The 13,587-nt window shown below is 69.3% G+C and carries 18 protein-coding genes, 1 tRNA gene and 1 riboswitch; of the genes, 7 read left to right on the forward strand and 12 right to left on the reverse strand.

The features are described 5' to 3' along the window. Nucleotides 1–31 precede the first annotated feature (31 nt). A riboswitch (guanidine-III (ykkC-III) riboswitch) is annotated at nucleotides 32–102 on the reverse strand. Between the two features lie 70 nt (nucleotides 103–172). Then, on the reverse strand, nucleotides 173–508 hold the full coding sequence (locus IE245_RS06610; protein ID WP_031011657.1) for a GroES family chaperonin: 336 nt from the start codon (nucleotides 506–508) through the stop codon (nucleotides 173–175). A gap of 23 nt (nucleotides 509–531) precedes the next feature. Continuing rightward, complete coding sequence (locus IE245_RS06615; protein ID WP_189945773.1) at nucleotides 532–852, reverse strand: DUF3618 domain-containing protein; 321 nt, start codon at nucleotides 850–852, stop codon at nucleotides 532–534. A gap of 124 nt (nucleotides 853–976) precedes the next feature. Here IE245_RS06615 and bcp point away from each other — a divergent pair, with 124 nt between their 5' ends. The 4 genes from bcp (at nucleotide 977) to IE245_RS06635 (ending at nucleotide 2,959) form a co-directional block, all read left to right on the forward strand. Continuing rightward, nucleotides 977–1,444 (forward strand): thioredoxin-dependent thiol peroxidase, encoded by a 468-nt coding sequence (bcp, locus tag IE245_RS06620; protein WP_189945774.1) that lies wholly within the window; start codon nucleotides 977–979, stop codon nucleotides 1,442–1,444. Nucleotides 1,445–1,582: 138 nt separating this feature from the next. Beyond that, nucleotides 1,583–2,224, forward strand: a complete 642-nt coding sequence (locus tag IE245_RS06625; protein WP_189945775.1) for an HNH endonuclease signature motif containing protein — start codon at nucleotides 1,583–1,585, stop codon at nucleotides 2,222–2,224. A gap of 29 nt (nucleotides 2,225–2,253) precedes the next feature. After that, the gene (locus IE245_RS06630) at nucleotides 2,254–2,874 is read left to right on the forward strand and encodes an HNH endonuclease signature motif containing protein (RefSeq protein WP_229851108.1); all 621 of its coding nucleotides are present in this window, start codon (nucleotides 2,254–2,256) and stop codon (nucleotides 2,872–2,874) included. Between the two features lie 12 nt (nucleotides 2,875–2,886). Further along, a tRNA-Leu gene (locus tag IE245_RS06635) sits at nucleotides 2,887–2,959 on the forward strand. 53 nt (nucleotides 2,960–3,012) lie between these two features. Here the strand turns inward: IE245_RS06635 and rdgB are convergent. From rdgB to IE245_RS06655, 4 genes are all read right to left on the reverse strand, one after another. Continuing rightward, the gene (rdgB, locus tag IE245_RS06640; RefSeq protein WP_189945777.1) at nucleotides 3,013–3,621 is read right to left on the reverse strand and encodes an RdgB/HAM1 family non-canonical purine NTP pyrophosphatase; all 609 of its coding nucleotides are present in this window, start codon (nucleotides 3,619–3,621) and stop codon (nucleotides 3,013–3,015) included. A gap of 11 nt (nucleotides 3,622–3,632) precedes the next feature. After that, nucleotides 3,633–4,016 (reverse strand): hypothetical protein, encoded by a 384-nt coding sequence (locus IE245_RS06645; protein WP_189945778.1) that lies wholly within the window; start codon nucleotides 4,014–4,016, stop codon nucleotides 3,633–3,635. A gap of 125 nt (nucleotides 4,017–4,141) precedes the next feature. Then, nucleotides 4,142–4,873: a ribonuclease PH gene (gene rph, locus IE245_RS06650; RefSeq protein ID WP_189945779.1), complete on the reverse strand. Its 732-nt coding sequence runs from the start codon at nucleotides 4,871–4,873 to the stop codon at nucleotides 4,142–4,144. Nucleotides 4,874–4,978: 105 nt separating this feature from the next. Further along, nucleotides 4,979–5,254: a PTS sugar transporter subunit IIB gene (locus tag IE245_RS06655; RefSeq protein ID WP_268256527.1), complete on the reverse strand. Its 276-nt coding sequence runs from the start codon at nucleotides 5,252–5,254 to the stop codon at nucleotides 4,979–4,981. 197 nt (nucleotides 5,255–5,451) lie between these two features. On the opposite strand from IE245_RS06655, the gene IE245_RS06660 reads away from it, so the two are divergent. After that, nucleotides 5,452–6,750, forward strand: a complete 1,299-nt coding sequence (locus tag IE245_RS06660) for a PTS transporter subunit EIIC (RefSeq protein ID WP_189945780.1) — start codon at nucleotides 5,452–5,454, stop codon at nucleotides 6,748–6,750. 277 nt (nucleotides 6,751–7,027) lie between these two features. After that, nucleotides 7,028–8,293: a PTS transporter subunit EIIC gene (locus IE245_RS06665; RefSeq protein ID WP_189945781.1), complete on the forward strand. Its 1,266-nt coding sequence runs from the start codon at nucleotides 7,028–7,030 to the stop codon at nucleotides 8,291–8,293. Nucleotides 8,294–8,353: 60 nt separating this feature from the next. Here IE245_RS06665 and IE245_RS06670 read toward each other — a convergent pair whose 3' ends face one another. Beyond that, the gene (locus tag IE245_RS06670; protein WP_189945782.1) at nucleotides 8,354–9,106 is read right to left on the reverse strand and encodes an MBL fold metallo-hydrolase; all 753 of its coding nucleotides are present in this window, start codon (nucleotides 9,104–9,106) and stop codon (nucleotides 8,354–8,356) included. Nucleotides 9,107–9,314: 208 nt separating this feature from the next. Between IE245_RS06670 and IE245_RS06675 the strand changes: the two genes are divergently transcribed. Continuing rightward, nucleotides 9,315–9,803 carry a type II toxin-antitoxin system PemK/MazF family toxin gene (locus tag IE245_RS06675; RefSeq protein ID WP_189945783.1) on the forward strand — a complete coding sequence of 163 codons (489 nt, stop codon included), beginning with the start codon at nucleotides 9,315–9,317 and terminating at the stop codon, nucleotides 9,801–9,803. Between the two features lie 62 nt (nucleotides 9,804–9,865). On the opposite strand, the gene IE245_RS06680 is transcribed toward IE245_RS06675, so the two are convergent. From IE245_RS06680 to IE245_RS06695, 5 genes are all read right to left on the reverse strand, one after another. Beyond that, nucleotides 9,866–10,816: a PLP-dependent cysteine synthase family protein gene (locus tag IE245_RS06680; protein ID WP_189945784.1), complete on the reverse strand. Its 951-nt coding sequence runs from the start codon at nucleotides 10,814–10,816 to the stop codon at nucleotides 9,866–9,868. Nucleotides 10,817–10,820: 4 nt separating this feature from the next. Continuing rightward, nucleotides 10,821–11,099: a MoaD/ThiS family protein gene (locus tag IE245_RS06685; protein ID WP_189945785.1), complete on the reverse strand. Its 279-nt coding sequence runs from the start codon at nucleotides 11,097–11,099 to the stop codon at nucleotides 10,821–10,823. A 105-nt stretch (nucleotides 11,100–11,204) separates the two neighbouring features. Next, nucleotides 11,205–11,321 (reverse strand): putative leader peptide, encoded by a 117-nt coding sequence (locus IE245_RS38025; RefSeq protein ID WP_346768217.1) that lies wholly within the window; start codon nucleotides 11,319–11,321, stop codon nucleotides 11,205–11,207. A 96-nt stretch (nucleotides 11,322–11,417) separates the two neighbouring features. Beyond that, nucleotides 11,418–11,843: a M67 family metallopeptidase gene (locus IE245_RS06690; RefSeq protein WP_189945786.1), complete on the reverse strand. Its 426-nt coding sequence runs from the start codon at nucleotides 11,841–11,843 to the stop codon at nucleotides 11,418–11,420. Nucleotides 11,844–11,919: 76 nt separating this feature from the next. Beyond that, nucleotides 11,920–13,356 carry an amino acid permease gene (locus IE245_RS06695; RefSeq protein WP_189945787.1) on the reverse strand — a complete coding sequence of 479 codons (1,437 nt, stop codon included), beginning with the start codon at nucleotides 13,354–13,356 and terminating at the stop codon, nucleotides 11,920–11,922. Nucleotides 13,357–13,587 lie beyond the last annotated feature (231 nt).

Raw genomic sequence — 13,587 nt, forward strand, 5'->3', positions numbered from 1 at the left:
ACGAGACACCTCCGCGAGACGGAACGGGAACGGTGCGTCGTCTTTTCCGATGACCCGGTACGGCGCGTCTCGTCGGGGTACCCCCAGCCTAGCAAGGAAGCGACGAAGGCCCCGGTGACAAGGGTCACCGGGGCCTTCCGTGTACGTATGCCGCTACAGCGTACGCATGCCGCTACAGGTAGAGACCGGTCGAGTCCGAGCTCTGGAACCGGTCCGCCGCCACCGCGTGCAGATCCCGCTCCCGCATCAGCACGTAGGCCACGCCCCGCACCTCCACCTCGGCCCGGTCCTCGGGGTCGTACAGCACCCGGTCGCCGATCTCGACGGTCCGGACGTTCTGCCCGACCGCGACCACCTCGGCCCAGGCCAGGCGGCGGCCGACCGCGGCGGTCGCCGGGATCAGGATCCCGCCGCCGGAACGCCGCTCCCCCTCCGGGGAGTCGGTGCGGACCAGGACCCGGTCGTGGAGCATCCGGATGGGCAGCTTGTCGTGGGTGTTCTCGCTCACGGGAACGAACCTACCGGCCCGGCTCAGCCCCTGTGCCTCCGGGACGAGCTCAGCAGCAGTCCGACGACGGCGACGGCCACGAGGGCGGCCGGGACGACCCGCTCCAGGCGGGGGGCGCCGTCCTCGTCGGTGAAACGTGCCTTCACGTCGGAGACGACACGGTTCACGGCGACGAACGCCCGTCCGGCGGTCTCGTCCACGGTCGAGGCGACCCTGGCCTTGGCGTCCCCGATGATCGTCTTCGGGTGCACCCGAATGCCGATCTCGTCGAGCGTGACGGCGAGCTGCTCGCGCCGGCGGACGATGTCCGCCTCGATCTGCGCAGGGGTCCTGGCGTCCGACACCACGCTGCCTCCGTAGTCGTATTCCGGTCGTTGGTGGACAGTCTGTCAGTTCCGCGGCCGGGAGGCTGTCCCCGACCCCCATTAGGCTCATCGCGTACGCGCACACCCCCGAGGAGAGCGAGCCATGAGCGAGCGACTGCAGCCCGGCGACACCGCCCCCGCCTTCACCCTGCCGGACGCGGACGGCAACGAGGTCTCCCTCGCCGACCACAAGGGCCGCAAGGTCATCGTCTACTTCTACCCGGCCGCCCTCACCCCCGGCTGCACCAAGCAGGCCTGCGACTTCACCGACAACCTCGACGTCCTGGCCGCCGCCGGCTACGACGTCATCGGCGTCTCCCCCGACAAGCCGGAGAAGCTCGCGAAGTTCCGCGAGAAGGAGAACCTGAAGGTCACGCTGGTCGGAGACCCCGACAAGTCCACCCTGGAGGCGTACGGCGCCTTCGGCGAGAAGAAGCTCTACGGCAAGGTCGTCACGGGCGTCATCCGCTCCACGGTCGTCGTCGACGAGGAGGGCAAGGTCGAACACGCCTTCTACAACGTCAAGGCCACCGGCCACGTGGCCAAGATCATCCGCGACCTGGGCATCTGAGCCACCTCGGACCCCACCGGGCCCGCACCCCCGCCAGGGTGCGGGCCCGTCCGCATTCCGTGCGCGCCCAGCGTGACCGTCCGATTTTCGGCTCGTTAGTCCGTACGAGATCCGTACTGGGGAGGGGGGTCCGTTCCGATGGGGACGAGTCCGTACACGAGGGAACGACTGGAGTCGGCGGCACGAGGGGCGCGAACGCTGACGGAGGCGCTGGAGCGGCTGGGGGTGGACCCGAAGAGCGGGTCACGGCGATACCTGCGCGACCGCATGCGGAAGCTGGGCGTGGACACGTCGCACTTCGAGCGGGAGGGGGTGCGGTGGACACGGGAGGCGCTGGCGGAGGCGGTGGCGGCATCCACGAACATGTGCGAGGTGCTGCGCCGGCTGGGGGTGGAGGTGGTGGGCGGCCAGCACACTCATATCAGCCGCCGCATCAAGGCGTACGGCATCGACACGGCGCACTTCCGCGCACCGTCACGACAGGGCAAGCCCTGGCGGCCCCGGACGCCGGAAACTTTCCTTGTGCAGCAGCCTGGCCCGTGGGCCAGGCGCGTCCCGAGCGATCGCCTCGCCTGGGCAATGGCGGAGGCCGGGATACGGAAACAATGCGCGAGGTGCGGCAACGAAGGCGTGTGGCGCGACCGCCCGATCCGGCTCGAGATCGACCACATCGACGGCGACTGGAGCAACAATCGCCTGGAGAACCTGCGGTTCCTCTGCCCGAACTGTCACTCGGCCACAGAGAACTACCGGGGGCGCGGGAAGGGCAGGCGCCAGTGAGAGCGGGCATCCGATACACCCGCGAACGGATGACCGAAGCAGCATCGCGGTGCGCGGACATCCATGAGGTGATGGAGTTCTTCGGAGCGCAGCCGCACGACAAACTGCGCCGCTACCTCCTGAAGCGCTTCGCCGACTACGGCATCGATATCTCGCACTTTCCTCACCGGAAACGCGGCAAACAGCCGCTTCGCCCGACGCCGGAGGACCTGCGGAACGCAGTCGAGAGCTCCCTCTCCATCTCGGGCGCCCTACGTCTACTGGGCAGGCAGGACAGCGGGCAGATGCGTGAACTGTTTCATCGGTGGGTGGAGGAAGACGACCTGTCTACCTCCCACTTCCTTGGACAGGCCCATCAGCGGGGCAGGAAGGGGCCGAGGCGACCGGCGGCAGCGATTCTGGTCCGCCACGAGGGCAGGCGCAGGACCAAGACGCATCTGCTCCGGCGGGCACTCCGTGAGGTGGGCGTGCCCGAGGAATGCGCCGAATGCGGGGCCGGGACCACGTGGCTCGGGGATCCGATCACCCTGGAGATCGATCACGTCAACGGGGACTGGAGCGACGACCGGCGCGAGAACCTGCGCTTGCTGTGCCCCAACTGTCATGCGGTCACGGACACCTGGTGTCGAGGCGGACGGCGAGTAAAGTAGGGCATCGTGCACGCGCCCGTACGCCACCTGGTGAGCGGCGATCTTTAGGTGGTCGCGTATGTCGGTTCGAATCCGACCGGGCGTACGTCACGAACGGCTCAGTGCAGTCCATGCACTGAGCCGTTCACGTTTCCGGGCTCAGCCCAGCAGCTCCCGGACCACCGGGGCCAGCGCGCGGAAGGCCTTGCCGCGGTGGCTGATCGCGTTCTTCTCCGCGGGGGTGAGTTCCGCGCAGGTGACGTCGTAGCCCTGCGGCTGGAGGATCGGGTCGTAGCCGAAGCCGTTGGCGCCGACCGGCTCGTGGCGGAGGGTGCCTTCCATGCGGCCCTCGACGACCCGCTCGGTGCCGTCGGGCAGCGCCAGGGCGGCCGCGCAGGCGAAGTGGGCGGCCCGGTGCTCGTCGGCGATGTCGGAGAGCTGGGCGAGGAGGAGGTCCAGGTTGGCCTTGTCGTCGCCGTGGGTGCCGGACCAGCGGGCGGAGAAGATGCCGGGGGCGCCGCCCAGGACGTCGACGCAGAGACCGGAGTCGTCGGCGACCGCCGGGAGGCCCGTCGCCCGGGCCAGGGCGTGGGCCTTGAGGAGGGCGTTCTCCGCGAAGGTGACGCCGGTCTCCTTCACGTCGGGGATCTCGGGGTACGCGTCCGCGCCGACGAGTTCGAGGTCGAGGCCCGCGTCGGCGAGGATCGCGTGGAGTTCGGTGATCTTGCCCGCGTTGCGGGTGGCGAGGATCAGGCGCTGTCCGGTCATGCCCCCAGTATCTACGGGGTGCAGACCTTGCCGATCTCGGTGGCCGCGTCGGTGACCGGGGTGATGTCGGGGGTCGTGTCGCCTTCCTTGACGGCCGTGCGGACCGATTCGACGCCCTTGGTCAGGTCGTCGACGGCCTTGGAGAGGTCGGCGTTGTCGGTGGTGTCCTTGAGGTTGCCGAGCTCCGTGGAGATGGAGTTCAGGGACTCCTCGATCTGCGTGACGTCGTTGGAGGCGTTGGAGACGGCCTGCTGGAGCTTGCCGACGGAGGTGGCGATCGCGTCGGCGGTCTTCACGCAGTCCATCGCCTTGTCGAGGGCTCCGCAGCCCGTCAGGAGCGTGGCGGCTGCTGCCGCCGTGGCGACGGTGAGGGCTATGGTGCGGCGGCGCTTCACTGTTCGGGTCCTCCCCTGGCTGCGTACGTTCGACGGGGCGCACGGTACGGCCGCGCGCCCCTTGTCGTAAAGGACGCACCCGTCGGAGGGGGCGGTTGCTCAGGGGTTTCCCCTAGGGGACGCGCTCAGAGGGTGGCGTCGAGCGCCTTGCGCTGGAGGTCGGCGAGGTCGGCGCAGCCGGCGGCGGCCAGGTCGAGGAGGGCGTTGAGTTCGGCGCGGTCGAAGGGCTCGGCCTCGGCGGTGCCCTGGACCTCGACGAAGCGGCCGTCGCCGGTGCAGACGACGTTCATGTCGGTGTCGGCGCGGACGTCCTCCTCGTAGCAGAGGTCGAGGAGGGGGGTGCCGCCGACGATGCCGACGGAGACGGCGGAGACGGTGCCGGTGAGGGGCTTGCGGCCGGGCTTGACGAGCTTCTTGCCCTGGGCCCAGGCGACGGCGTCGGCGAGGGCGACGTAGGCGCCGGTGATGGCGGCGGTGCGGGTGCCGCCGTCGGCCTGGAGGACGTCGCAGTCGAGGACGATGGTGTTCTCGCCGAGGGCCTTGTAGTCGATGACGGCGCGCAGGGAGCGGCCGATGAGGCGGGAGATCTCGTGGGTGCGGCCGCCAATCTTGCCGCGGACGGATTCGCGGTCGCCGCGGGTGTTGGTGGAGCGGGGGAGCATGGAGTACTCGCCGGTGACCCAGCCTTCGCCGCTGCCCTTGCGCCAGCGGGGGACGCCTTCGGTGACGGAGGCGGTGCAGAAGACCTTGGTGTCGCCGAAGGAGATGAGGACGGAGCCTTCGGCGTGCTTGCTCCAGCCGCGTTCGATGGTGACGGGGCGGAGCTGTTCGGGGGTACGGCCGTCGATGCGAGACATGGGACGAGCCTAGCCCCCTCGGCGGGGGCCGCCGGTCCGTCCGGGGGTGCGCACGAGGGCCCGTTCCCCTGCCGGAACGGGCCCTCGTCAGCTGGTGTCAGCTGCTCACATCATGTCTTCGATCTCGGCGGCGATCGGGTCCGCGTCGGTGCCGATGACGACCTGGATGGCGGTGCCCATCTTCACGACGCCGTGGGCGCCGGCGGCCTTGAGGGCGGCGTCGTCGACGAGGCTGGCGTCGGCGACCTCGGTGCGCAGGCGGGTGATGCAGCCTTCGACCTCTTCGATGTTGTCGATGCCGCCGAGCCCGGCGACGATCTTCTCAGCCTTGCTGGCCATGTCTTTCTCCCTGTCCGTCTCTCGTTCGCGGGATACGCGAATCTCGGCGCACCGACGGTCCGCTGTGTCACGGTAACCCACGGTTGGCCCAACTTCGCGAGCGAATGCCGCCGTTCTGTCGAATGATGACGATCACCGGCGGCCTGTCCTCAGCGGGCTCCCGGAGCCTACCGCAAGTGGTCTACACCAGTGTGCAACGAGACGCGGCCCCGGGTTGTTCCGGGACAGGGAGGTCGCCGATGAGTACCGACAGCACAGCAGCCGGCTCCAGGAAGGTCTCGTGGGGAGGTTTCTTCCAGGGGCTGCAGAAGATGGGCCGCAGTCTGCAGCTGCCCATCGCCGTGCTTCCCGCCGCGGGCATCATCAACCGGCTGGGGCAGCCGGACGTCTTCGGCGCCGACGGGCTGGGCTGGGACAACGTCGCGAAGGTGATGTCCGGCGCGGGCGGGGCGCTGCTCGACGGGAGTCTCGGTCTGCCGCTGCTGTTCTGCATCGGTGTCGCGATCGGCATGGCGAAGAAGTCGGACGGTTCGACGGCGCTCGCCGCGGTGGTCGGCTTCCTCGTCTATTACACGGTGCTGCGCCAGTTCCCGAAGGACTGCCCGACGGGGACGAGGGACATCGGCGGTGGCTGCCTGGGCGCGGACGACGCGTTCGCGGGGTACACGTACCAGAACCCGGGTGTCTTCGGCGGCATCGTGATGGGTCTGCTGGCGGCGTACCTGTGGCAGCGGTACCACCGCACGAAGCTGGTCGACTGGCTGGGCTTCTTCAACGGTCGCCGGCTGGTGCCGATCATCATGGCGTTCGTGGGCATCCTGTTCGCCGCGCTGTGCCTGTGGATCTGGCCGCCGATCGGTGACGCGCTGGAGAGCTTCAGCGACTGGCTGGTGGGGCTGGGTGCCTGGGGTTCGGGCATCTTCGGCGTGGCGAACCGCGCGCTGCTGGTGATCGGTCTGCACCAGTTCCTGAACGTGCCCATCTGGTTCCAGTTCGGTTCGTACACGAAGCCGGACGGCACGGTGGTCCACGGTGACATCAGCATGTTCCTGGCGGGCGACCCGGAGGCCGGCCAGTTCCTGTCGGGCTTCTTCCCGATCATGATGTTCGCCCTGCCGGCGGCGGCCCTGGCGATCACCCACTGCGCGCGTCCGAACCGGCGCAAGGAGGTCGGCGGTCTGATGCTGTCGGTGGCGCTGACCTCGTTCGTGACGGGCATCACGGAGCCGCTGGAGTACTCGTTCCTCTTCATCGCGCCGGTGCTGTACGCCATCCACGCGCTGCTGACGGGCGTGTCGATGGCGGTGACGTGGGCGCTGGGCGTGAAGGACGGGTTCAGCTTCTCGGCGGGTCTCATCGACTACGTCATCAACTGGAACCTGGCGACGAAGCCGTGGCTGATCATTCCGATCGGCCTGGGCTTCGCGGTGGTGTACTACGTGATCTTCCGGTTCGCGATCACCAAGTTCGACCTGCCGACTCCGGGCCGCGAGCCCGAGGAGGTCCAGGAGCAGCTGGAGCGCGACAACGTGAAGTAGCGCGGGCGGACGCGTCGGTTCCGGGCCCTTCGGGGCCCGCCGCGGAAGGCTGACAGGGCCCCTGGACCTCCTGGTCCGGGGGCCTTTTGTCACGCCTTCATCACGAGGGCCCCGCACCGAAAATTCGCAGGTTCCTTATCTAAGTCTCACGTGCTAAAACTGGTCTACACCACTCATTGGTGTAGACCACGCGGTCCAGACCACCGCGTTCCACGAGACGCCGCCGTCCCCCCGTATCACTGTCCTCTGGCGGCGCCTTGCCTACTGGAGGAAGTTGATGAGTACGGCCACCGCCCAGGCCGCCGCTCCCGCGAAGAAGCGCGGATCCGGCCTGTTCCAGGGCCTGCAGAAGGTCGGTCGCAGCCTGCAGCTGCCGATCGCCGTGCTGCCGGCCGCGGGTATTCTGCTCCGTCTCGGCCAGGACGACGTCTTCGGCAAGGACGGCCTCGGCTGGGACAAGGTGGCGAAGGTCTTCGCCACCGCCGGCGACGCGGTCTTCGCCAACCTGCCGCTGCTCTTCTGCGTCGGCATCGCCATCGGCTTCGCCAAGAAGGCCGACGGCTCCACCGCCCTCGCCGCGCTCGTCGGCTTCCTCGTCTACAAGAACGTCCTCACGGCGTTCCCGGTGACCGAGGGCGTGGTCAACACCACGGAGAACGGTGGCGTCGACGTCGCCGCCACCTACAACGACCCCAAGGTCCTCGGCGGCATCGTCATGGGTCTCCTGGCGGCCGTGATCTGGCAGCGCTACCACCGGACCAAGCTGGTCGACTGGCTCGGCTTCTTCAACGGCCGCCGCCTCGTCCCGATCATCATGGCCTTCGTCGGCACGATCATGGGCGTCTTCTTCGGCCTCGTCTGGGAGCCGATCGGCAACGTCATCACCGACTTCGGCGAGTGGATGACCAGCCTGGGCGCGATCGGAGCCGGCATCTTCGGCGTCGTCAACCGCGGCCTGCTGCCGATCGGCATGCACCAGTTCGTCAACACCGTCGCCTGGCAGGAGATCGGCTCCTTCAAGGACTCCGCCGGCGCGGTCTGGCACGGCGACCTGCCGCGCTTCTTCCACGGTGACCCCACCGCCGGCCAGTTCATGTCGGGCTTCTTCCCGATCATGATGTTCGCCCTCCCGGCCGCCGCGCTCGCCATCACGCACTGCGCCCGTCCGGAGCGCCGCAAGGTCGTCGGCGGCATGATGATCTCCCTGGCGCTGACCTCCTTCGTCACCGGCATCACCGAGCCGATCGAGTTCGCGTTCATGTTCATCGCCCCGGTGCTCTACGCGATCCACGCGGTCCTCACCGCCGTCGCGATGGCGGTCACCTGGGCCCTCGGCGTGCATCACGGCTTCAGCTTCTCGGCCGGCGCGATCGACTACTTCCTCAACTGGGGTCTCGCGACCAAGCCGTGGATGATCATCCCGATCGGCCTCGTCTTCGCGGCGATCTACTACGTGCTCTTCCGCTTCGCGATCACCAAGTTCAACCTCCCCACCCCGGGCCGCGAGCCCGAGGAGGAGGTCGAGGACCTCACCAAGGCGTGAGCCTCGCCCCGTACGCGAAAGGGCCCCGGAACCTCAGGTTCCGGGGCCTTTCCCGTGTCCTCACACCTCGTAGACCGCGCCCGCCTTCGCCAGCTCCGCGGGGCCCCCGTAGACCGCGCGCGCGTCCGCGAGGTTGCGCTCGCCGTCCGTCCACGGCGGGATGTGGGTGAGGACGAGACGGCCCACCCGGGCCCGGTCCGCCTGCGCGCCGGCCTCGCGGCCGTTGAGGTGGAGCTCCGGGATGTCCTCCTTGCCGTGGGTGAAGGACGCCTCGCAGAGGAAGAGGTCCGCGCCGTCGGCGAGCGCGTGCAGGGCCTCGCAGACGCCGGTGTCGCCGGAGTACGCGAGGACGCGACCGCCGTGCTCGACGCGGATGCCGTACGCCTCCACCGGGTGGCACACCTTCGCGGTGCGGATCGTGAACGGGCCCAGCTCGAAGCTGCCGGTGGTCAGGGTGCGGAAGTCGAAGACCTCGCTCATCGCCGTGGGCGAGGGGGTGTCGGCGTACGCCGTGGTCAGGCGCTGCTCGGCGCCCTCGGGGGCGTACACCGGGAGGGCGTCGCAGCGGCCGCCCTCGTGCCGGTAGTAGCGGGCGACGAAGTAGCCGCACATGTCGATGCAGTGGTCCGCGTGGAGATGGCTGAGGAAGATCGCGTCCAGGTCGTACAGGCCGATGTGGCGCTGCAGCTCGCCGAGGGCGCCGTTGCCCATGTCGAGGAGCAGCCGGAAGCCGTCGGCCTCGACGAGGTAGCTCGAACAGGCCGATTCCGCGGACGGAAACGACCCGGAGCAGCCGACGACGGTGAGCTTCATAGGAGCGTGAACCTCCGTGGACGGGTGCGGTCAGGCACACGGAAAAGGGGAGGGGAGGCCGTGCGGTCAGACGAGAGTAAGGCGCACGGGGGCCCGTCGCTCCTTCGTGGCGTCCCGTTGTGGGGCAACTCACGGGCTCTGTCACCGGTTCGGATGGACGGCGGGGCGGGGCGGCGCGGCCCGGTCGGCGCCGGTAACGTCATGGGGTATGGACACGTCGTGGTGGCCCGCGCTGGTCGCGGTCGTGGTGATCGCGCTGGTGGTGGCGGTCACGGGCGGGAGGTCGCGGACCTCGGTGCGGACCCGGCCGCCGGGGCGTCCGTCGCGTCGCCCTTCGGGGAGGACCCGGCCGCCCGCGCGGAAGCCGGCGGGGAAGCCCGGTGCGCGGGGGCCGCGGGCGCGGGAGATCTGGTGGGCGGAGGTGCCCTTCGAGGACGGGCCCGGCTCGAAGGACCGGCCGTGTCTCGTGCTGTCCGTACGGAGGGACAGCGCGCTGGTCGCGAAGATCACCAGCAAGTACCACGACGAGCGGGCCGGGGTCATCGCGCTGCCGCCGGGATCGGTGGGCGACGCGCGGGGGCGGGCCAGTTTCCTGGAGACGGACGAGCTCCGGGACGTGCCGCTCGGGGAGTTCCGGCGGCGGGTGGGCGAGGCGGACCCGGTCGTGTGGGACCAGGTCCGCCATCTCGCGCGCTGAGCTCGGCGCGGGCGCGTCGGGTGCGGTTCAGGCGGCGCGGCCCGGGGAGCCCGCCCGGCGCGTCACGCCCAGAGCTGGCCCTGGACCGTGGCGATGGCCTCTTCGGTGGTGGCCGCCGTGTAGAGGCCGGTGGACAGGTACTTCCAGCCGCCGTCGGCGACGACGAAGGCGATGTCGGCGCTCTCCCCGGCCTTGACGGCCTTGTTGCCCACGCCGATCGCGGCGTGGAGGGCCGCGCCGGTGGAGACGCCCGCGAAGATGCCCTCCTGCTGGAGGAGTTCGCGGGTGCGGGTGACGGCGTCGGCGGAGCCGACGGAGAAGCGGGTGGTGAGGACGGAGGCGTCGTACAGCTCGGGGACGAAGCCCTCGTCGAGGTTGCGGAGGCCGTAGACGAGGTCGTCGTAGCGGGGCTCCGCGGCGACGATCTTGACGTCGGGCTTGTGCTCGCGCAGGTAGCGGCCGACGCCCATGAGGGTGCCGGTGGTGCCGAGGCCCGCCACGAAGTGGGTGATGGACGGGAGGTCGGCGAGGATCTCCGGGCCCGTGGTGGCGTAGTGGGCGCCGGCGTTGTGCGGGTTGCCGTACTGGTAGAGCATCACCCAGCTCGGGTTCTCCGCCGCCAGCTCCTTGGCGACGCGCACCGCCGTGTTGGAGCCGCCCGCCGCGGGGGACGAGATGATCTCCGCGCCCCACATGGCGAGCAGCTGCCGACGCTCCTCGCTGGTGTTCTCGGGCATGACGCAGACGATGCGGTAGCCCTTGAGCCTGGCGGCCATGGCCAGCGAGATGCCGGTGTTGCCGCTGGTCGGCTCCAGGATGGTGCAGCCGGGGGTGAGCCGGCCGTCCTTCTCCGCCTGCTCGATCATGTGGAGGGCGGGGCGGTCCTTGACCGAGCCGGTCGGGTTGCGGTCCTCCAGCTTCGCCCAGATGCGGACGTCGTCCGAGGGCGAGAGCCGGGGGAGGCGGACGAGCGGCGTGTTGCCGACCGCCGCCAGCGGGGAGTCGTAGCGCATCGGATCAGACCATGCCGCCGGCGACGGCCGGCAGGATCGTGACGCTGTCGCCGTCGGACAGCTTGGTCTCGATGCCCTCCAGGAAGCGGACGTCCTCGTCGTTCAGGTAGACGTTGACGAAGCGACGGAGCTTGCCGTCGTCCACGATGCGGGCCTCGATGCCGGTGTGGCGGGTCTCCAGGTCGGCGAAGAGCTCGGCGAGGGTCGCCCCGCTGCCCTCGACGGCCTTCTCGCCGTCGGTGTAGGTGCGGAGGATGGTCGGGATGCGGACCTCGATGGCCATGGGCGTGGGCTCCTGTCGGAAGGACTCTTGCGTGACGTGGTGGGCGCGCTCTGGGGCCCCCGCGCGGAGGGGGGTCGTACGGGTGAGGTGCGCTCGGCCGGTCGGTCAGAGCGCGGCGCGGGACGTACAGATCGCGCCGGCGACACGGCACAGGTCGACGTGCAGGCGGGCCACGAGCAGCACGGTGCCCGGAGTCTCTTCGCTCACGTCGTGGGAAACCATGGGCTCATCGTATCGATTCCCGGTCCGGGTTCCGGAATGTGATCTCAGATGGTGGACGTTTTCCGACCGCCTGTCGGACAGGACCTCGCACAAGGCCTACTCGTACGCCTCCACGACCTTGACCTCCTCCTCGGTCACGACGCCCTCGACGATCGTGTACGAGCGGAACTGGAAGGGGCCGGCGGCGTCGGTGTCGGCGGTGGAGACGAGCACGTAGTGGGCGCCGGGCTCGTTGGCGTAGGTGATGTCGGTGCGCGACGGGTACGCCTCGGTCGCCGTGTGCGAGTGGTAGATGATCACGGGCTCCTCGTCCCGGTCGTCCATCTCGCGGTAGAGCTTGAGGAGGTCGGCGGAGTCGAACTCGTAGAAGGTGGGCGAGCGGGCCGCGTTGAGCATCGGGATGAACCGCTCGGGGCGGCCGGAGCCGACCGGGCCCGCGACCACGCCGCAGGCCTCGTCGGGGTGGTCCGCCCGGGCGTGTTCCACGATCCGGTCGTACAGGTCTCGGGTGAGGGTCAGCATGCCGACAGGATAAGCAGACGGGCCGCCCCGTACCGAGGAGTGGTACGGGGCGGCCCGGATGCCGGGACGGCGCTGGTCAGGAACGCTTGGCGAAGGCGGCGCCCTCGGGGTTGCGGGCCTTGAGCACCAGGTAGGCGACGGCGAGCAGGAGGCCCCAGACGGGGGCGCCGTAGAGGGCGACGCGGTTGCCGGCGTCCATGCCCATGGTGACGACGACCAGGCCGATGAAGGCGAGGGCGAAGACGCTGGCCCAGATGCCGCCGGGGGCCTTGAAGGAGGACTGGGGCAGTTCGCCGCGGTCGGCCTTGAGGCGGTAGCGGATCTGGCAGACCAGGATCATGATCCAGGCCCACATGCCGGAGATGGTGGCGAAGGAGACGACGTAGTTGAACGCCTCGCCGGGCCACTGGTAGTTGATCCAGACGCCGACCATCATCAGCCCGGCGGAGAAGGTGGTGCCGACGAGCGGGGTGCCGCTCGCCGTCAGCCGGGTGAAGAGCTTCGGGCCCTGGCCGTTGAGCGCGAGGTCGCGCAGCATGCGGCCGGTGGAGTACATGCCCGAGTTGCAGGAGGACAGGGCCGCGGTCAGGACGACGAAGTTGACGATCGCGGCGCCGATGCCGAGGCCCATCTTCTCGAAGGCGGCGACGAACGGCGAGACGCCCGGCTGGAACTCGGTCCACGGGACGACCGACAGGATCATGATCAGCGCGCCGACGTAGAAGACGGCGATGCGCCACGGCACGGTGTTGATGGCCTTGGGCAGGACGGTCTTCGGGTCCTTCGACTCGCCGGCGGTGACGCCGACCAGCTCGACCGCGAGGAAGGCGAACATGACCATCTGGAGGGTCATGAGGGTGGAGGCGATGCCGTTCTCCCCGGCGAAGAAGCCGCCCAGGTCCCACAGGTGGGTGATCGAGGCGGTGTCACCGGCGTCGGAGAAGCCGAGGGTGAGGATGCCGGCGCAGATCAGGATCATGCCGATGATGGCGGTGACCTTGACCATGGAGAACCAGAACTCCAGCTCGCCGAAGAGCTTCACGGAGATCAGGTTGGCGCCGTACAGGATGACCGTGAAGACCAGGGCGGACAGCCACTGCGGGATGTCCCACCAGTAGGTCATGTAGGTGGCCGCCGCGGTGACTTCGGTGATGCCGGTGACGACCCAGAAGAGCCAGTACGTCCAGCCGGTCACGAAGCCCGCGAAGGGGCCGATGAACTCCCGCGCGTACTCCGAGAAGGAGCCGGAGACGGGGCGGTACATGAGGAGCTCGCCGAGCGCCCGCATGATGAAGAAGATGACGAGGCCCGCGAGGGCGTACGCGAGGATCAGGCTGGGTCCCGCCTTGGAGATGCCCTTGCCCGCTCCGAGGAAGAGGCCGGTGCCGATGGCGCCGCCGATCGCGATCATCTGGATCTGGCGGGCGCCGAGTGCCCGGTGGTAGCCCTCGCCGGAGGCGGAGTCCGCGGCCTCATTGCCGTCGTGCTGCTTGTCGACCCGCACTGAGGTCATGGTTGGTGCGCCTTTCTCCATGCTGATCCGCGCGACTGCGTCTGCTGCGGATCAGGTCCTGATCCCCCCGGATGTGGATGGAGTGCCACCGGCGGTCAGCCGGCCGAAGCGCCCTCGGGAACAGGGGTGGCGTCCCCGAGTGGTCGTGAAGATTTATCACGGGGTGGGGGGCGATCAGCGGAGATGGGTGTGGCGCGCGCCACAAAAAAATACGGACATAAGTGATTCAAG

This window comes from Streptomyces roseolus (genome assembly GCF_014649855.1).
Classification (GTDB): domain Bacteria; phylum Actinomycetota; class Actinomycetes; order Streptomycetales; family Streptomycetaceae; genus Streptomyces; species Streptomyces roseolus.